The 17,068-nt window shown below is 70.8% G+C and carries 16 protein-coding genes; all 16 read left to right on the forward strand.

Translation table 11 applies throughout. From position 1 onward, the window contains the following. The first annotated feature begins 142 nt into the window (after positions 1-142). The 16 genes from AB0M27_RS07895 to ispG all read left to right on the forward strand — a co-directional run bounded on the left by AB0M27_RS07895 (position 143) and on the right by ispG (position 17,045). Positions 143-1,948, forward strand: a complete 1,806-nt coding sequence (locus AB0M27_RS07895; protein ID WP_365719087.1) for a DUF5941 domain-containing protein — start codon at positions 143-145, stop codon at positions 1,946-1,948. Then, a complete protein-coding gene (locus AB0M27_RS07900; protein ID WP_365719089.1) occupies positions 1,945-2,697 on the forward strand; it encodes a phosphocholine cytidylyltransferase family protein in 753 nt (250 codons plus the stop codon). Before AB0M27_RS07895 ends, AB0M27_RS07900 begins: the two co-directional genes overlap by 4 nt. Next, complete coding sequence (locus AB0M27_RS07905; RefSeq protein ID WP_365719091.1) at positions 2,685-3,746, forward strand: iron-containing alcohol dehydrogenase family protein; 1,062 nt, start codon at positions 2,685-2,687, stop codon at positions 3,744-3,746. Before AB0M27_RS07900 ends, AB0M27_RS07905 begins: the two co-directional genes overlap by 13 nt. After that, the gene (locus tag AB0M27_RS07910; protein ID WP_365719093.1) at positions 3,724-4,503 is read left to right on the forward strand and encodes a CDP-alcohol phosphatidyltransferase family protein; all 780 of its coding nucleotides are present in this window, start codon (positions 3,724-3,726) and stop codon (positions 4,501-4,503) included. Before AB0M27_RS07905 ends, AB0M27_RS07910 begins: the two co-directional genes overlap by 23 nt. 8 nt (positions 4,504-4,511) lie before the next feature. After that, on the forward strand, positions 4,512-5,384 hold the full coding sequence (locus AB0M27_RS07915; protein WP_365719218.1) for a glycosyltransferase family 2 protein: 873 nt from the start codon (positions 4,512-4,514) through the stop codon (positions 5,382-5,384). Between the two features lie 61 nt (positions 5,385-5,445). After that, the gene (locus AB0M27_RS07920) at positions 5,446-6,375 is read left to right on the forward strand and encodes an ABC transporter permease (protein WP_365719095.1); all 930 of its coding nucleotides are present in this window, start codon (positions 5,446-5,448) and stop codon (positions 6,373-6,375) included. Continuing rightward, the gene (locus tag AB0M27_RS07925; RefSeq protein ID WP_365719097.1) at positions 6,368-7,180 is read left to right on the forward strand and encodes an ABC transporter ATP-binding protein; all 813 of its coding nucleotides are present in this window, start codon (positions 6,368-6,370) and stop codon (positions 7,178-7,180) included. The genes AB0M27_RS07920 and AB0M27_RS07925 overlap by 8 nt, the downstream gene beginning before the upstream one ends. A 360-nt stretch (positions 7,181-7,540) precedes the next feature. Further along, positions 7,541-8,437, forward strand: coding sequence for a squalene synthase HpnC (hpnC, locus tag AB0M27_RS07930; RefSeq protein WP_365719099.1), 897 nt, complete (start codon positions 7,541-7,543; stop codon positions 8,435-8,437). After that, complete coding sequence (hpnD, locus tag AB0M27_RS07935) at positions 8,434-9,396, forward strand: presqualene diphosphate synthase HpnD (protein ID WP_365719100.1); 963 nt, start codon at positions 8,434-8,436, stop codon at positions 9,394-9,396. The genes hpnC and hpnD overlap by 4 nt, the downstream gene beginning before the upstream one ends. A 23-nt stretch (positions 9,397-9,419) precedes the next feature. Further along, complete coding sequence (locus tag AB0M27_RS07940; RefSeq protein ID WP_365719220.1) at positions 9,420-9,524, forward strand: DUF6380 family protein; 105 nt, start codon at positions 9,420-9,422, stop codon at positions 9,522-9,524. Then, positions 9,521-10,954 (forward strand): hydroxysqualene dehydroxylase HpnE, encoded by a 1,434-nt coding sequence (hpnE, locus tag AB0M27_RS07945; RefSeq protein ID WP_365719102.1) that lies wholly within the window; start codon positions 9,521-9,523, stop codon positions 10,952-10,954. The genes AB0M27_RS07940 and hpnE overlap by 4 nt, the downstream gene beginning before the upstream one ends. Before the next feature lie 71 nt (positions 10,955-11,025). Then, positions 11,026-12,090: a polyprenyl synthetase family protein gene (locus tag AB0M27_RS07950; protein WP_365719222.1), complete on the forward strand. Its 1,065-nt coding sequence runs from the start codon at positions 11,026-11,028 to the stop codon at positions 12,088-12,090. Between the two features lie 121 nt (positions 12,091-12,211). Beyond that, positions 12,212-14,239 carry a squalene--hopene cyclase gene (gene shc / locus AB0M27_RS07955; RefSeq protein WP_365719104.1) on the forward strand — a complete coding sequence of 676 codons (2,028 nt, stop codon included), beginning with the start codon at positions 12,212-12,214 and terminating at the stop codon, positions 14,237-14,239. A gap of 1 nt (position 14,240) precedes the next feature. Next, positions 14,241-14,882 carry a 1-hydroxy-2-methyl-2-butenyl 4-diphosphate reductase gene (locus tag AB0M27_RS07960; RefSeq protein ID WP_365719106.1) on the forward strand — a complete coding sequence of 214 codons (642 nt, stop codon included), beginning with the start codon at positions 14,241-14,243 and terminating at the stop codon, positions 14,880-14,882. A gap of 5 nt (positions 14,883-14,887) precedes the next feature. Then, on the forward strand, positions 14,888-15,913 hold the full coding sequence (gene hpnH, locus AB0M27_RS07965) for an adenosyl-hopene transferase HpnH (RefSeq protein WP_365719108.1): 1,026 nt from the start codon (positions 14,888-14,890) through the stop codon (positions 15,911-15,913). A 4-nt stretch (positions 15,914-15,917) separates the two neighbouring features. After that, positions 15,918-17,045: a flavodoxin-dependent (E)-4-hydroxy-3-methylbut-2-enyl-diphosphate synthase gene (ispG, locus tag AB0M27_RS07970; RefSeq protein WP_365719110.1), complete on the forward strand. Its 1,128-nt coding sequence runs from the start codon at positions 15,918-15,920 to the stop codon at positions 17,043-17,045. Positions 17,046-17,068: the final 23 nt, after the last annotated feature.

The raw sequence follows: 17,068 nt of genomic DNA on the forward strand, positions 1-17,068 counted from the left end.
ACCGGGCCGTGAACGGCCGGTGAACAAGGGCTCCCGCTCATCCGATAACCTCTGCCGACATGCCGCCCGGGTGCCGCTGGCAGGGCGCCCCACCACGCAAGAGACCGGCGCCACCGCGCCGGCACCCAGGGAGTGAGTTCGGTTGTCGACCGCCATCGTCACCGGTCAGCCGGTCCCCGGATCGTCCCTCGAGAACGATCTGCGGTCGCTCGGCTTCGACGTCCGGGTGGCAGCGGACGCCGCCGAGGCCGAGACCCTGCTCGCCGCCGCACCCGCCGGCGACCGCGTGGCCCTGGTCGACGCCCGCTTCGTCGGCCACCGGCACGCCCTGCGTCTCGGCCTGGCCGACCCGCGCTTCCCGCTCTCCGCGATCCCCGGCGCCGTGACCGCCCAGCCGGCCGCGCGGCAGGCCATGGCCCGGGCCGTGGCCCGCGAGACCTCCGTCGGCGGCGGCACCGCGCTCGCCGTGGACAGCCTCGCCGACCGTGTCGTCACCGCCCTCGACGCCGACGCCGGCGAGGTGCACCGGCCGGAGCTGGGCAGCCTGGTCGCCGCGGTCCCCGCCGACCCCCAGGCCCGCAACGAGGCACGGCAGGCCGTCGCCGCCGTCGACGACGAGGCCGTACGCCTGAAGTCGGCGGTGAAGTCCCGCGACGGCTTCTTCACCACCTTCTTCATCAGCCCCTACTCGCGCTACATCGCCCGCTGGTGCGCCCGGCACGGCCTGACCCCGAACCAGGTCACCACTGCCTCGCTGCTCACCGCCCTGATCGCGGCGGGCTGCGCGGCCACCGGCACCCGCGGCGGCTTCATAGCGGCCGGCGTGCTGCTGATCGCCTCCTTCGTGCTGGACTGCACCGACGGCCAGCTCGCCCGCTACGCCCTGAAGTACTCCACGCTCGGCGCCTGGCTCGACGCCACCTTCGACCGGGCCAAGGAGTACGCCTACTACGCCGGCCTCGCGCTGGGAGCGGCCCGGGGCGGCGGCCATGACGACGTATGGGCGCTCGCGCTCGGCGCGATGGTCCTGCAGACCTGCCGGCACGTGGTCGACTTCTCCTTCAACGAGGCCAACCACGACGCCACCGCCAACACCAGCCCCACCGCCGCGTTCTCGGACAAGCTGGACAGCGTCGGCTGGACGGTGTGGCTGCGGCGGATGATCGTGCTGCCGATCGGCGAGCGCTGGGCGTTGATCGCGGTCCTCACCGCGGCCACCACCCCGCGGATCACCTTCTACGTGCTGCTCATCGGCTGTGCCTTCGCCGCGACCTACACCACGGCGGGCCGCGTGCTGCGCTCCCTGACCCGCAAGGCCCGACGCTCCGACCGGGCCGCCCAGGCGCTGGCGGACCTCGCCGACTCCGGACCGCTCGCGGACGCTGTCAAGCAGGTCGCCAAGCGGGGCCTGCCGGGTCTCGCCGTGCCCGCCGTCGCGCTCCTGGGCGGTGCCGCGGTGGTCGCCTGCTCCGCCCTCACCGGCTACGGCTCGGTGCTGCCGGTGATCGGCGCCCTGCTCTACGTCCTCACCTCGGCCCTCGCCGTCGCCCGCCCCCTCAAGGGCGCCCTCGACTGGCTTGTCCCGCCCTTCTTCCGGGCCGCCGAGTACGGCACCGTGTTCGCCCTCGCCGGTAAAGCAGGGGTGAACGGTGCCCTTCCTGCGGCTTTCGGCCTGGTGGCGGCCGTCGCCTACCATCACTACGACACGGTGTACCGCATCCGCGGCAACGCCGGAGCGCCCCCGGCCTGGCTGGTGCGCGTCATCGGCGGGCACGAGGGGCGGACGCTGCTCGTCACCGTTCTGGCCGCGGTGCTCACCGCCTCGCAGTTCACGGTCGCGCTCACGGTCCTCGCCGTGGCCGTCGCCCTCGTGGTGCTCGCCGAGAGCATCCGCTTCTGGGTCTCCGCCGGGGCCCCAGCCGTACACGACGAAGGAGAACCCGCATGATCGGCCTCGTGCTGGCGGCCGGCGCCGGACGGCGTCTGCGCCCCTACACCGACACCCTGCCCAAGGCGCTGGTGCCGGTGGGGCCCGCGGGCATAGAGGACTCGATCACGGTGCTCGACCTGACCCTCGGCAACTTCGCCGAGATCGGCCTGACCGAGGTCGCGATCATCGTCGGCTACCGCAAGGAGGCCGTGTACGAGCGCAAGGCGGCCCTGGAGCAGAAGTACGGCCTCAAGCTCACCCTCATCGACAACGACAAGGCCGAGGAGTGGAACAACGCCTACTCCCTGTGGTGCGGCCGTGACGCCCTCAAGGACGGCGTGATCCTCGCCAACGGCGACACCGTGCACCCGGTCTCCGTCGAGAAGACGCTGCTCGCAGCCCGCGGCGGGGGGAAGAAGATCATCCTCGCGCTGGACACCGTGAAGAACCTCGCCGACGAGGAGATGAAGGTCGTCGTCGACCCCGAGAAGGGCATGACGAAGATCACCAAGCTGATGGACCCCGCCGAGGCCACCGGCGAGTACATCGGCGTCACCCTGATCGAGGGCGACGCCGCCCCCGAGCTGGCCGACGCGCTGAAGACGGTCTGGGAGACGGACCCGCAGCAGTTCTACGAGCACGGGTACCAGGAGCTGGTGGGCCGCGGCTTCCGGATCGACGTGGCGCCGATCGGCGACGTCAAGTGGGTCGAGATCGACAACCACGACGACCTCGCCAAGGGACGGGAGATCGCGTGCCACTACTGACCCGGCTGATTCCCTCGCCGGTCGTCGTGGACATCCGCCCGGGTGCCCTGGACGACCTGGCCGGTGTCCTCGCCGACGAGCGCATCGCCCAGTCCGGCCGGCTCGCCGTCGCCGTCAGCGGCGGCTCCGGCTCGAAGCTGCGCGAGCGCATCGCCCCCTCGCTGCCCGGCGCCAGCTGGTACGAGGTCGGCGGCGGCACCCTCGACGACGCGATCCGGCTGGCCGGCGAGATGAAGTCCGGCCACTACGACGCGGTGGTCGGGCTCGGTGGCGGCAAGATCATCGACTGCGCCAAGTTCGCGTCGGCCCGCGTCGGCCTGCCCCTGGTCGCCGTGCCGACGAACCTCGCGCACGACGGCCTGTGCTCGCCGGTCGCGACGCTCGACAACGACGCCGGACGCGGCTCCTACGGTGTGCCGAACCCCATAGCGGTCGTCATCGACCTGGACGTGATCCGCGAGGCCCCGGCCCGTTTCGTCCGGGCCGGCATCGGCGACGCGATCTCCAACATCAACGCGGTCGCGGACTGGGAGCTGTCGAACCGGGTCAACGGCGAGAAGATCGACGGTCTCGCCGCGGCCATGGCCCGTCAGGCCGGCGAGGCGGTGCTGCGCCACCCGGGCGGCATCGGCGACAACGACTTCCTCCAGGTGCTCGCCGAGGCGCTGGTGCTCAGCGGCATCTCGATGTCGATCTCCGGCGACTCCCGCCCGTCCTCCGGCTCCTGCCACGAGATCAACCACGCCTTCGACCTGCTCTTCCCCAAGCGGGCTGCCGCCCACGGCGAGCAGTGCGGGCTCGGCGCGGCCTTCGCGATGTATCTGCGCGGGGCGCACGAGGAGGCCGTCCACACCGCCGGCGTGCTGCGCCGGCACGGGCTCCCGGTGTTGCCGGAGGAGATCGGCTTCACCGTGGACGAGTTCGTGCGCGTGGTGGAGTTCGCCCCGGAGACCCGCCCCGGCCGTTACACGATCCTCGAACACCTCGACCTCAAGACGAACCAGATCAAGGACATCTACGCCGACTATGTCAAGGCCATCGGTAGCTGAACTCCGTCCGGTCGTCCACCCCGCGGGGGTGAAGGACCGGCGCAGCGGTGAGCACTGGATGGGACGCCTCTACATGCGTGAGGTGTCCCTGCGGGTCGACCGCTACCTGGTCAACACCAGGGTCACGCCCAACCAGCTCACGTACCTGATGACCGTCTTCGGCGTGCTCGCGGCCCCGGCACTCCTGGTGCCGGGGATCCCGGGCGCCGTGCTCGGCGTGGTGTGCGTCCAGATGTACCTGTTGCTGGACTGCGTCGACGGCGAGATCGCCCGCTGGAAGAAGCAGTACTCGCTGAACGGCGTCTACCTGGACCGGGTCGGCGCCTATCTGACCGACGCCGCGGTGCTCACCGGCTTCGGGCTGCGCGCCGCCGACCTGTGGGGGAGCGGCCGTATCGACTGGCTGTGGGCCTTCCTCGGCACCCTGGCCGCGCTCGGCGCCATCCTGATCAAGGCGGAGACGGACCTGGTCGGCGTCGCCCGCCACCAGGCCGGAAAGCCGCCGGTGCAGGAGGCCGCCGCCGAGATGCGCTCCTCCGGCATGGCGCTGGCCCGCCGGGCGGCCGCCGCGCTGAAGTTCCACCGGCTGATCCTCGGCATCGAGGCGTCCCTGCTGATCCTGGTCCTGGCGATCGTCGACCAGGTGCGCGGCGACCTGTTCTTCTCCCGGCTGGGTGTGGCGGTGCTGGCCGCCATCGCCCTGCTGCAGACCCTGCTGCACCTGGTGTCCATCCTCGCCTCCAGCAGGCTGAAGTGAGCACGGCCATGCGGGTCGGCGCCGTCATCATCACGATGGGCAACCGCCCCGAGGAGTTGCGGGCCCTGCTCGACTCGGTCGCCAAGCAGGACGGCGACCCGGTGGAGGTGGTGGTCGTCGGCAACGGCTCGCCCGTCCCGGACGTCCCCGAAGGCGTACGGACGATCGAACTGCCCGAGAACCTGGGCATCCCCGGCGGCCGCAACGTCGGCATAGAGGCCTTCGGCCCCGGCGGCCGGGATGTCGACATAGTGCTCTTCCTCGACGACGACGGGCTGCTCGCCCGTCACGACACCGCCGAGCTGTGCCGCGAGGCCTTCGCCTCGGACCCGGAGCTCGGCATCGTCAGCTTCCGCATCGCCGACCCGGAGACCGGCGAGACCCAGCGCCGCCATGTGCCCCGGCTGCGCGCCTCCGACCCGATGCGCTCTTCCCGGGTGACCACTTTCCTGGGCGGCGCCAACGCCGTCCGTACCCGGGTGTTCGCCGAGGTCGGCGGCCTGCCGGACGAGTTCTTCTACGCCCACGAGGAGACCGACCTGGCCTGGCGCGCCCTCGACGCCGGCTGGATGATCGACTACCGGTCCGACATGGTGCTGTACCACCCGACCACCGCGCCCTCGCGGCACGCGGTCTACCACCGCATGGTCGCCCGCAACCGCGTGTGGCTGGCCCGCCGCAACCTCCCCGCCCTGCTGGTACCCGTCTACCTCGGGGTCTGGCTGCTGCTCACGCTGGTCCGCCGTCCCTCCCGCCCGGCCCTGCGGGCCTGGTTCGGCGGCTTCAAGGAGGGGTGGACCACGCCGTGCGGCCCCCGCCGCCCGATGCGCTGGCGCACGGTGTGGCGGCTGACCCGGCTGGGCCGTCCTCCGGTGATCTGAGAAGCTTCTCTTACCTGAAGAGAGCAAGCTTCTTACCCAAAGAGAGTCCGGATTTCCACTCGTGAGTCACACAACCCATGACGGCGGTGTCGCGGTGAGCGCGATACCGTCGCCCGACGAGGGACTGACGGCGGCGCAGCTCGCCGCCAAGTACGGGCTCGCCGTGAGCGGCGCCCGGCCCTCGCTGTCCGAGTACGTCCGCCAGCTGTGGGGGCGGCGCCACTTCATCCTCGCCTTCTCCCAGGCGAAGCTGACGGCGCAGTACAGCCAGGCCAAGCTGGGCCAGCTGTGGCAGGTGGCGACGCCGCTGCTGAACGCGGGCGTGTACTACTTCATCTTCGGCGTGATCCTGCACGCGAGCCGCGGTCTGTCCCAGGACGTGTACATCCCGTTCCTGGTCACGGGCGTGTTCGTGTTCACCTTCACGCAGAGCTCGGTCATGTCGGGTGTCCGTGCGATCTCCGGCAATCTTGGCCTGGTGCGCGCCCTGCACTTCCCGCGCGCCTCGCTGCCCGTCTCCTTCTCGCTGCAGCAGCTCCAGCAGCTGCTGTTCTCGATGATCGTGATGTTCGTCGTGGCGATCGGCTTCGGCAGCTACCCGAGCCCCGCCTGGCTGCTGATCGTGCCGGTCCTGCTGCTGCAGTTCCTGTTCAACACCGGGCTCGCGCTGATCGTGGCCCGCATGGGCGCCAAGACGCCGGACCTCGCCCAGCTGATGCCGTTCATCCTGCGTACCTGGATGTACACCTCCGGTGTGATGTTCTCCATCAACAAGATGATGGAGGGCCGCTCCGAGATCGCGGTCCGGCTGCTCCAGGTCAACCCGGCCGCCGTCTACATGGACCTGATGCGCTACGCGCTGATCGACGGCTACGGCGCCTCGAACCTGCCGCCGCACGTGTGGGCCATCGCGCTGTTCTGGGCCGTGGTCGTCTTCGCCGGCGGTTTCGTGTACTTCTGGAAGGCGGAGGAGAGGTACGGCCGTGGCTGAGCAGAACGCCGAGCACGACGCCGAGCAGAACACCGGGGAGCGTCGCCCCACTGTCATCGCGGACGACCTGCACATCGTCTACCGCGTCAGCGGCGCCAGGACCGGCAAGGGCAGCGCGACGGCCGCCCTGAGCCGCATCCTGAAGCGAGGCTCCGACGAGGCAGCGCGGGGCGTGCGCAAGGTGCACGCCGTGCGCGGTGTGTCCTTCGTCGCGTACCGCGGCGAGGCCATCGGCCTGATCGGTTCCAACGGCTCCGGCAAGTCCACGCTGCTGCGCGCCATCGCCGGCCTGCTGCCCGCCGAGAAGGGCAGGGTCTACACCGACGGCCAGCCCTCGCTGCTCGGCGTCAACGCGGCCCTGATGAACGACCTGACCGGTGAGCGCAACGTCATCCTGGGCGGTCTCGCCATGGGGATGTCCCGGGAGCAGGTCAGGGAGCGCTACCAGGAGATCGTCGACTTCTCGGGCATCAACGAGAAGGGCGACTTCATCACCCTGCCGATGCGCACGTACTCCTCCGGTATGGCCGCCAGGCTCCGGTTCTCCATCGCCGCCGCCAAGGACCACGACGTCCTGATGATCGACGAGGCGCTCGCCACCGGTGACCGCAAGTTCCAGAAGCGCTCCGAGGAACGCATCCGGGAACTGCGCAAGGAGGCCGGCACGGTGTTTCTGGTCAGTCACAACAACAAGTCCATCCGCGACACCTGCAACCGCGTCCTGTGGCTGGAGCGCGGCGAGCTGCGCATGGACGGACCGACCGAAGAGGTCTTGAAGGAGTACGAGAAGTTCACGGGCAAGTAGCCCGTTTCGGCCAGGGCCCCGCCGGAAGCCGTCCGGCGGGGCCCGGCGTCTGCAAAGGAACCGTCAACTCCGTTTCGCGTGAGGAATCTTGGAGCCAATCGGTGTGTTGTTGTGATGTGCAGGACACCCCGACGAACCTTGCCGCGTTGTACAACGTAAGCTGTACCGGTGCCGGAAAGCGGCAAGTGGGGCGATAATGCGCGACATCCCGCGCCAGGGCGACCCCGCGGATTGCAGGGCGGCGTGTCCGAAATAGTGTCTATTGGGTCGGCAGTGTAGAACGGGAGATGTGACGGCAATGGCTACGGAAACTCCCCAGCTCAACGCAGCATGTGCCGTCCCCCCGCCGGGCAGCGCCCGATGACGGCCACCGAAACGGCGCCGGATCCGGAGCGCGCCACCCTGGACAAGGCCACGAGCGAGAACTTTCCCGTGGCCCCCTTCTTCCTGCCCAAGGCCTGGCGCGACGACCTCATGGCCGTCTACGGCTTCGCCCGCCTCGTCGACGACATCGGCGACGGCGACCTCGCCCCCGGCGGCGCCGACGCCCGGCTGCTCGGCGTGTCGGCCGCCGAGTCCGAGGACCGCCTGGTCCTCCTCGACGCCTTCGAGGCCGACCTGCGCCGCGTCTTCGACGGCACCCCGCGCCACCCCCTGCTGCGCCGCCTCCAGCCCACCGTCCGCCGCCGCTCCCTCACCCCCGAGCCCTTCCTCGGCCTGATCGCCGCCAACCGCCAGGACCAGCTCGTCGCCCGCTACGAGACCTACGACGACCTCCTCGCCTACTGCGAACTGTCCGCCAACCCCGTCGGCCGCCTCGTCCTCGCCGTCACCGGCACCTCGACCCCCGAGCGGATCCGGCTCTCCGACGCCGTCTGCACCGCGTTGCAGATCGTGGAACACCTCCAGGACGTCGCGGAGGACCTCGGCCGTGACCGGATCTACCTCCCGGCCGCCGACATGAAGCGCTTTCACGTCCAGGAAACGGATCTCTCCGCGAAAACCGCGAGCGCATCGGTGCGCGCCCTGGTTGCATACGAGGCACAACGCGCCCGCGATCTGCTGAATGAAGGCGCCCCCCTGGTGGGTAGCGTCCACGGCAGGTTGAAGCTGCTTCTCGCAGGGTTCGTGGCGGGGGGAAGGGCGGCGATCAGGGCGATCGCCGCCGCCGAATACGACGTACTTCCCGGCCCGCCCCGACCCGGCAAGGTCCAGTTGCTGCGTGAGGCGGGCGTGATCCTGCGAGGAGAGGGGTGATCCGGACCGTGGATTCTCCGTCGCACGTGTCCGCACCGGTACTCGCCGCCTACAGCTACTGCGAGACCGTCACCGGGCAGCAGGCACGCAACTTCGCCTATGGCATCCGCTTGCTGCCCACACCCAAGCGCCGCGCCATGTCGGCGCTGTACGCGTTCTCCCGCCGCGTGGACGACATCGGCGACGGCGACCTGGCCGACGAGGTGAAGCTGAAGCGGCTGGAGGACACCCGGGCGCTGCTCGCCCGGGTCCGGGAGGACGAGGTCGAGGAGGACGACACCGATCCGGTCGCCGTCGCCCTCGCCCATGCCGCGCGCGCCTTCCCGATCCCGCTCGGCGGGCTCGACGAGCTGATCGACGGCGTCCAGATGGACGTACGCGGCGAGACCTACGAGACCTGGGACGACCTGAAGGTCTACTGCCGGTGTGTCGCCGGTGCCATCGGCCGCCTCTCGCTCGGCGTGTTCGGCACCGAGCCGGGCGCGCGCGGCGCCGAGCGCGCGGCCGAGTACGCGGACACGCTCGGCCTCGCCCTGCAGTTGACCAACATCCTCAGGGACGTACGCGAGGACGCGGCCGGCGGCCGTACCTATCTGCCCGCCGACGACCTCGCCAAGTTCGGCTGCTCCGCCGGGTTCCATGGGCCGACCCCGCCGGAGGGCTCCGACTTCGCGGGCCTCGTGCACTTCGAAGTGCGGCGGGCCCGCGCCCTGTTCGCCGAGGGCTACCAGCTGCTGCCCATGCTCGACCGGCGCAGCGGCGCGTGCGTCGCCGCCATGGCCGGCATCTACCGCCGGCTGCTGGACCGCATCGAGCGCGACCCGGAGGCCGTGCTGCGCGGCCGGGTCTCGCTGCCCGGACGCGAGAAGGCCTATGTCGCGGTACGCGGTCTGTCGGGTCTGGACACCCGGCACGTGAGCCGCCATGTCTCCCCGCGTTCCGTCAGGAGGCGCCCCTGATGGACCTCACCGAACCAGGAGACATGCGGCAGGCAACCCTCCACTGCGGCGTGGCGTCCCTGACTGCGACGGCCGACCGTGCACCGTTCAACCTGCACGCTCGCCACGCATGGAAGGACGCACGATGAGCGACGGCTCACGCCCCGCACAGCAGCACGCCACTGCGGGAGAAGAGGGTGCGGCAGGCCGCAGCGCCGTCGTGGTCGGCGGCGGGCTCGCCGGGATCACCGCGGCGCTCGCGCTCGCCGACGCGGGCGTCCGTGTCACCCTGCTCGAAGGCAGGCCCAGGCTGGGCGGCCTCGCCTTCTCCTTCCAGCGCGGCGACCTGACCGTCGACAACGGCCAGCACGTGTACCTGCGCTGCTGCACCGCCTACCGCTGGTTCCTCGACCGGATCGAGGGCGCGGCGCTGGCACCGCTGCAGGACCGCCTGGACGTGCCCGTCGTCGACGTCGCCAAGCCCGAGGGCAGGCGGCTCGGCCGGCTGCGGCGCGACCCGCTGCCCGTGCCCCTCCATCTGGGGCGCAGCCTGGCCGCCTATCCGCACCTCTCGCTCGCCGAGCGCGCCGCGGTCGGGCGGGCCGCGCTCGCGCTGAAGGGGCTCGACCTCGCCGATCCGGCCCTGGACACCCAGGACTTCGGCAGCTGGCTGGCCGCGCACGGCCAGTCGGCGCGCGCTGTCGAGGCCCTGTGGGACCTGGTCGGGGTCGCCACCCTCAACGCGGTCGCGGGCGACGCCTCGCTGGGGCTCGCCGCGATGGTCTTCAAGACCGGTCTGCTGTCCGACCCGGGCGCGGCCGACATCGGCTGGGCCCGCGTCCCGCTGGGCGAACTGCACGACCGGCTGGCCCGCAAGGCGCTCGACTCCGCGGGCGTCCGTACCGAGGTCCGTACACGCGTCACCTCCGTCTCTATCAACGAGAACGGCACCTGGAGCGTTCAGGTTCCCGGCGAGAGCCTGGAAACCGACGCCGTCGTCCTCGCCGTACCCCAGCGCGAGGCCCACGACCTGCTGCCGCCCGGCGCCCTCGACGCCCCCCGGCAGCTGCTGGACATCGGCACCGCGCCGATCCTCAACGTCCATGTCGTCTACGACCGCAAGGTGCTCGCGCGCCCCTTCTTCGCGGCCCTGGGCACCCCCGTGCAGTGGGTGTTCGACCGCACCGACGCCTCCGGGCTGAGCGAGGGTCAGTACCTGGCGCTGTCCCAGTCGGCCGCGCATGGAGAGGTCGATCTGCCGGTCGCCGAGCTGCGCGAGCGCTATCTGCCCGAGTTGGAGCGGCTGATCCCGGGTACGCGGGGCGCCGTGGTGAAGGACTTCTTCGTGACCCGGGAGCGCACGGCCACGTTCGCCCCCACCCCCGGCGTCGGGCGGCTGCGGCCCGGCGCCCGCACCAAGGCCCCCGGCCTGTACCTGGCCGGAGCGTGGACCGCCACCGGGTGGCCCGCGACCATGGAGAGTGCGGTCCGCAGTGGAGTGAGCGCGGCCGATGCCGCCCTCAGTGCCCTGGGCCGGCCCCGCCCCCGCCATCTCTTCGAGTTCGAGGAGGCGGCCTGATGCTCGATCAGAAGCCCGCGGCAGGCCCCCGCACCCCCGGTACCGCAACAAGAGGAGAGACTGTGCCCACTGTGCCCCCGGCCTCGACGCCCGTCCCACGGGCCGCGGTGGACGTGACCGCGCTGCTGGAGCGCGGCCGGACCCTGGCCACTCCGGTCCTGCGTGCGGCCGTCGACCGGCTGGCGTCTCCCATGGACACCGTCGCCGCCTACCACTTCGGCTGGATCGACGCCCAGGGCAATCCGGCCGACGGCGACGGCGGCAAGGCCGTGCGTCCCGCGCTCGCCGTGCTCTCCGCCGAGGTCACCGGCGCCGCGCCGGAGGTGGGCATCCCCGGCGCCGTCGCCGTCGAACTCGTCCACAACTTCTCGCTGCTGCACGACGACCTGATGGACGGCGACGAGCAGCGCCGGCACCGGGACACCGTCTGGAAGGTGCACGGCCCCGCCCAGGCGATCCTGGTCGGCGACGCCCTGTTCGCCCTGGCCAACGAGATCCTGCTGGAGCTCGGCACCGTCGAGGCCGGCCGCGCCACCCGCAGACTCACCACCGCCACCCGCGCCCTGATCGACGGTCAGGCGCAGGACATCTCCTACGAGCACCGCGACCGGGTCACCGTCGAGGAGTGCCTGGAGATGGAGGGCAACAAGACCGGCGCGCTGCTCGCCGCCTCCAGCTCCATCGGCGCGGTCCTCGGCGGCGCCGACACCGCCACCGCCGACGCCCTGGAGCGGTACGGCTACCACCTCGGCCTCGCCTTCCAGGCCGTCGACGACCTGCTCGGCATCTGGGGCGACCCGGAGGCCACCGGCAAGCAGACCTGGAGCGACCTGCGCCAGCGCAAGAAGTCCCTGCCGGTCGTGGCCGCGCTCGCGGCCGGCGGCTCCGCCTCCGAGCGGCTCGGTGAGATCCTCGCCGCGGACGCCAAGAGCAGCGACGTCGAGAACTTCTCCGAGGAGGAGTTCGCGGCCCGCGCGGCTCTCATCGAGCAGGCGGGCGGCCGGGACTGGACGGCCGAGGAAGCGCGCCGTCAGCACACCATCGCCATCGAAGCCCTCGAGGCCGTCGACATGCCCGACCGGGTGCGCGACTCCTTCACGGCGCTCGCCGACTTCGTCGTCGTACGAAAGAGATGATCACTATCGGCCCAACACGCCTCGCGTAGTCGCCGGCCGGTGTCCGAGGATCGACATCAGGACACCGGCCGACGGCGGACCCACAGCAGCACGACTCGCACGACTGCACGAAGGGGAAGCCATGACAGCGACGACCGACGGAAGCACCGGGGCGACTGTGCCGTCCCGCGCTGCCGCGGCCAGCGACACCACCGCCATCACCACCCCCGAGACGGCCGGGGTACAAGAAGCCGCCACACGCGCCGCCCGGCGCGCCACCGACTTCCTGCTCGCGCGGCAGGACACCGAGGGCTGGTGGAAGGGCGACCTGGAGACCAACGTCACCATGGACGCCGAGGACCTGCTGCTCCGCCAGTTCCTGGGGATCCGCGACGAGAAGACCACGCAGGCCGCCGCGACGTTCATCCGCGGCGAGCAGCGCGAGGACGGCACCTGGGCCTCCTTCTACGGCGGGCCCGGCGAACTGTCCACCACCGTCGAGGCGTACGTCGCCCTGCGCCTGGCTGGTGACGCGCCGGACGAGCCGCACATGGCCAAGGCCTCCGCCTGGATCCGTGAGCGCGGCGGTATCGCCGCCTCCCGTGTCTTCACCCGGATCTGGCTGGCCCTGTTCGGCTGGTGGAAGTGGGAGGACCTGCCCGAGCTGCCACCGGAGCTGATCTACTTCCCCACCTGGTTCCCGCTCAACATCTACGACTTCGGCTGCTGGGCGCGGCAGACGATCGTGCCGCTCACCGTCGTCTCCGCCAAGCGCCCGGTGCGCCCGGCGCCGTTCCCGCTGGACGAGCTGCACACCGATCCGGCGAACCCCAACCCGCCGCAGCCGCTCGCCCCGGTGGTGAGCTGGGACGGGCTGTTCCAGCGACTCGACAAGGTGGTCCGCGGCTACCGCAAGGTCGCCGTGCGCAGACTCCGCAAGGCCGCGTTGAACTCGGCCGCCCGGTGGATCATCGAGCGGCAGGAGAACGACGGCTGCTGGGGCGGCATCCAGCCCCCGGCCGTGTACTCGGTCATCGCCCTGCACCTGCTCGGCTACGACCTCGAACATCCCGTGATGCGCGAGGGCCTCGCCTCGCTGGACCGTTTCGCCGTATGGCGCGAGGACGGCGCCCGGATGATCGAGGCCTGCCAGTCCCCGGTGTGGGACACCTGCCTCGCCACCATCGCACTCGTCGACGCGGGTCTCCCCGTAGACCACCCGCAACTGGTCAAGGCGGCCGACTGGATGCTCGGCGAGGAGATCGTCCGGCCCGGCGACTGGTCCGTACGCCGACCGGAACTTCCGCCGGGCGGCTGGGCGTTCGAGTTCCACAACGACAACTACCCCGACATCGACGACACCGCCGAGGTCTCCCTCGCGCTGCGCCGGGTCCGGCACCACGACCCGGACCGCGTGGACGGGGCGATCGGGCGCGCGGTGCGCTGGAACCTCGGGATGCAGTCGAAGAACGGGGCGTGGGGCGCCTTCGACGTCGACAACACCAGCCCGTTCCCGAACCGGCTGCCGTTCTGCGACTTCGGCGAGGTCATCGACCCGCCCTCGGCCGACGTCACCGCGCACGTCGTGGAGATGCTCGCCGCCGAGGGGCTCGCCCATGACCCGCGCACCCGGCGCGGCATCGACTGGCTGCTCGCCGAACAGGAGCCGGACGGCTCGTGGTTCGGCCGCTGGGGCGTCAACTACGTCTACGGCACCGGCTCGGTGGTGCCCGCGCTCACCGCGGCCGGCCTGCCCGGCTCGCACCCGGCGATCCGGCGGGCCGTGGGCTGGCTGGAGAGGGTGCAGAACGACGACGGCGGCTGGGGCGAGGACCTGCGCTCCTACAAGTACGTCAAGGAGTGGAGCGGCCGTGGCGCCTCCACCGCCTCGCAGACCGCGTGGGCGCTGATGGCGCTGCTCGCGGCGGGGGAGAAGGACTCCAAGGCCGTCGAGCGCGGCATCCAGTGGCTGGCCGACACCCAGCAGGAGGACGGCACCTGGGACGAGCCGTACTTCACCGGCACCGGCTTCCCCTGGGACTTCTCCATCAACTACCACCTGTACCGGCAGGTCTTCCCGCTCACCGCGCTCGGCCGGTATCTGTACGGCGACCCCTTCGAGCGCGGCCTCCTCACCCGGAAGCCGCTGGCCGAGGCGAAGGGGAGCTGACTTGACCACCCGGCCCGCACCCGTCCCGCTGCTGATCGCCTGCGCGCTCGGCATCGAGCGCCTCGCCCTGCGCACCGGGGACAGGAGCGGGGCGGACGGGCCGGTCAGCTTCCTCCGTACGGGCATGGGCCCCCGAGCGGCGGAACGCTCCGTCACCCGGCAGCTCGCGGTCCCGGCGCTGGCCGGCGCGGCCGTACTGGCCACCGGCTTCTGCGCCGGGCTCGCCCCCGGCATGCACCCCGGCGACCTGGTGGTCGCCGAGGAGACCCGGGACCCGCGCGGCGCCGTCGCCTGCGTGGGCACCGAACTGCTCGTCAAGGAGCTCGTGCGCATCCTGCCCGGACGCACGGTCCACACCGGCCCGCTCACCGGCTCCGACCATGTCGTCCGGGGCCATGAGCGGTCCGACCTGCTCGCGACCGGCTCGATCGCGGTCGACATGGAGTCGGCGGCCACGCTCCTCACGGCAGTCCGCCCCGGTGCGCGCCCGGTCGCGGCCGTACGGGTGGTCGTGGACGCTCCCGAACATGAACTCGTCCGGATCGGCACCGTACGCGGTGGAATATCTGCTTTCCGTGTTCTTCGTTCCGTTCTTCCCGCATTTTTCGAATGGCACCGTTCTTTGCTGCTCCCCCGGAGGTGAGCCAGATGGCCATGCCGTTGCGCCAGACGATCAAGGTCGCTACATACCTGTTCGAACAGAAGCTCAAGAAGCGGGACAAGTTCGCACTGCTGGTCGAGTTGGAGCCGCTGTTCGCGTGCAACCTCAAGTGTGAGGGCTGCGGCAAGATCCAGCATCCGGCAGGCGTCCTCAAGCAGCGCATGCCCGTCGCCCAGGCCGTGGGCGCGGTGCTGGAATCCGGCGCGCCGATGGTGTCCATCGCTGGTGGTGAACCGTTGATGCACCCTCAGATCGACGAGATCGTACGGCAGTTGGTAGCCAAGAAGAAGTTCGTGTTCCTGTGCACGAACGCCCTTCTCATGCGCAAGAAGATGGACAAGTTCAAGCCCTCGCCGTACTTCGCGTGGGCCGTGCACATCGACGGGCTGCGCGAGCGGCACGACGCCTCGGTGGCGAAGGAGGGCACCTTCGACGAGGCGGTCGAGGCCATCAAGGAGGCCAAGCGGCGCGGCTTCCGGGTGACCACCAACTCCACCTTCTTCAACACCGACACCCCGCAGACCGTCATCGAGGTGCTGAACTACCTCAATGACGACCTGAAGGTGGACGAGATGATGCTCTCGCCCGCCTACGCCTATGAGAAGGCCCCCGACCAGGAGCACTTCCTCGGTGTGCAGCAGACGCGCGAGCTGTTCAAGAAGGCGTTCGCGGGCGGCAACCGCAAGAAGTGGCGGCTCAACCAGAGCCCGCTCTTCCTGGACTTCCTGGAGGGCAAGGTCGACTTCCCCTGCACGGCGTGGGCGATCCCGAGCTACTCGCTCTTCGGCTGGCAGCGCCCCTGCTATCTGATGAGCGACGGATACGTGTCCACGTACCGCGAACTCGTCGAGGAGACCGACTGGGACAAGTACGGCCGCGGCAAGGACCCGCGCTGCGCCAACTGCATGGCGCACTGCGGCTACGAGCCGACCGCCGTACTCGCCACGATGGGCTCCCTGAAGGAGTCCCTGCGGGCCGCGCGCGAGACGATGACGAGCGGAAAGCAGGGCTGAGGCGATGACCGCCGTGCCCTTGGGCGTTCCCGAGGTACCGGCCCGGCCGGTCGCGCCGCGGCGGCAGTCGCGGCAGATCCACGTCGGGCCGGTGGCGGTCGGGGGCGGGGCCCCGGTGTCGGTGCAGTCGATGACGACGACCCGTACGTCGGACATCGGCGCCACCCTGCAGCAGATCGCGGAACTCACCGCGTCCGGCTGCCAGATCGTCCGCGTCGCCTGCCCCACCCAGGACGACGCGGACGCCCTCGCGACCATCGCGCGCAAGTCGCAGATCCCGGTGATCGCGGACATCCACTTCCAGCCGAAGTACGTCTTCGCGGCCATCGAGGCCGGCTGCGCGGCGGTCCGAGTGAACCCGGGCAACATCAAGAAGTTCGACGACCAGGTGAGGGAGATCGCGCGCGCCGCGAAGGACCACGGCACGCCGATCCGGATCGGCGTCAACGCCGGCTCCCTGGACAGGCGGCTGCTGCAGAAGTACGGCAGGGCCACCCCGGAGGCGCTGGTGGAGAGCGCGCTGTGGGAGGCGTCGCTCTTCGAGGAGCACGACTTCCGGGACATCAAGATCTCGGTCAAGCACAACGACCCGGTCGTGATGATCGAGGCCTACCGGCAGCTCGCCGAGAGCTGCGACTACCCGCTGCACCTCGGGGTCACGGAGGCCGGCCCGGCGTTCCAGGGCACGATCAAGTCGGCGGTGGCCTTCGGGGCGCTGCTCAGCCGGGGCATCGGCGACACGATCCGGGTGTCGCTGAGCGCTCCGCCCGCCGAGGAGGTCAAGGTCGGCATCCAGATCCTTCAGTCGCTGGGGCTCAGGCAGCGGCGCCTGGAGATCGTCTCCTGTCCGTCCTGCGGCCGGGCCCAGGTGGACGTCTACAAGCTCGCGGAGGAGGTCACGGCGGGCCTCGACGGCATGGAAGTGCCGCTCAGGGTCGCGGTGATGGGGTGCGTGGTGAACGGTCCCGGTGAAGCCCGCGAGGCCGACCTCGGAGTTGCCTCGGGCAACGGAAAGGGGCAGATCTTCGTGAAGGGCGAGGTCATCAAGACCGTCCCCGAGTCGAAGATCGTGGAGACCCTCATCGAGGAGGCCATGAAGCTCGCCGAGCGGACGATCCCCGCAGACGAATGAGCAGAGCACGGCACGGACCGAGA

The sequence above is a fragment of the Streptomyces sp. NPDC052107 genome, assembly GCF_040680215.1.
Taxonomy (GTDB): Bacteria; Actinomycetota; Actinomycetes; order Streptomycetales; family Streptomycetaceae; genus Streptomyces.

What these genes read in the sequence shown, in the direction of transcription:
- AB0M27_RS07910 (WP_365719093.1), top strand. Translation starts at nt 3,724, where the DNA reads ATGTCAAGGCCATCGGTAGCTGAACTCCGTCCGGTCGTCCACCCCGCG.
- ispG (WP_365719110.1), top strand. Translation starts at nt 15,918, where the DNA reads ATGACCGCCGTGCCCTTGGGCGTTCCCGAGGTACCGGCCCGGCCGGTC.
- hpnE (WP_365719102.1), top strand. Translation starts at nt 9,521, where the DNA reads ATGAGCGACGGCTCACGCCCCGCACAGCAGCACGCCACTGCGGGAGAA.
- AB0M27_RS07900 (WP_365719089.1), top strand. Translation starts at nt 1,945, where the DNA reads ATGATCGGCCTCGTGCTGGCGGCCGGCGCCGGACGGCGTCTGCGCCCC.
- AB0M27_RS07940 (WP_365719220.1), top strand. Translation starts at nt 9,420, where the DNA reads ATGCGGCAGGCAACCCTCCACTGCGGCGTGGCGTCCCTGACTGCGACG.
- shc (WP_365719104.1), top strand. Translation starts at nt 12,212, where the DNA reads ATGACAGCGACGACCGACGGAAGCACCGGGGCGACTGTGCCGTCCCGC.
- hpnC (WP_365719099.1), top strand. Translation starts at nt 7,541, where the DNA reads ATGACGGCCACCGAAACGGCGCCGGATCCGGAGCGCGCCACCCTGGAC.
- hpnH (WP_365719108.1), top strand. Translation starts at nt 14,888, where the DNA reads ATGGCCATGCCGTTGCGCCAGACGATCAAGGTCGCTACATACCTGTTC.
- AB0M27_RS07915 (WP_365719218.1), top strand. Translation starts at nt 4,512, where the DNA reads ATGCGGGTCGGCGCCGTCATCATCACGATGGGCAACCGCCCCGAGGAG.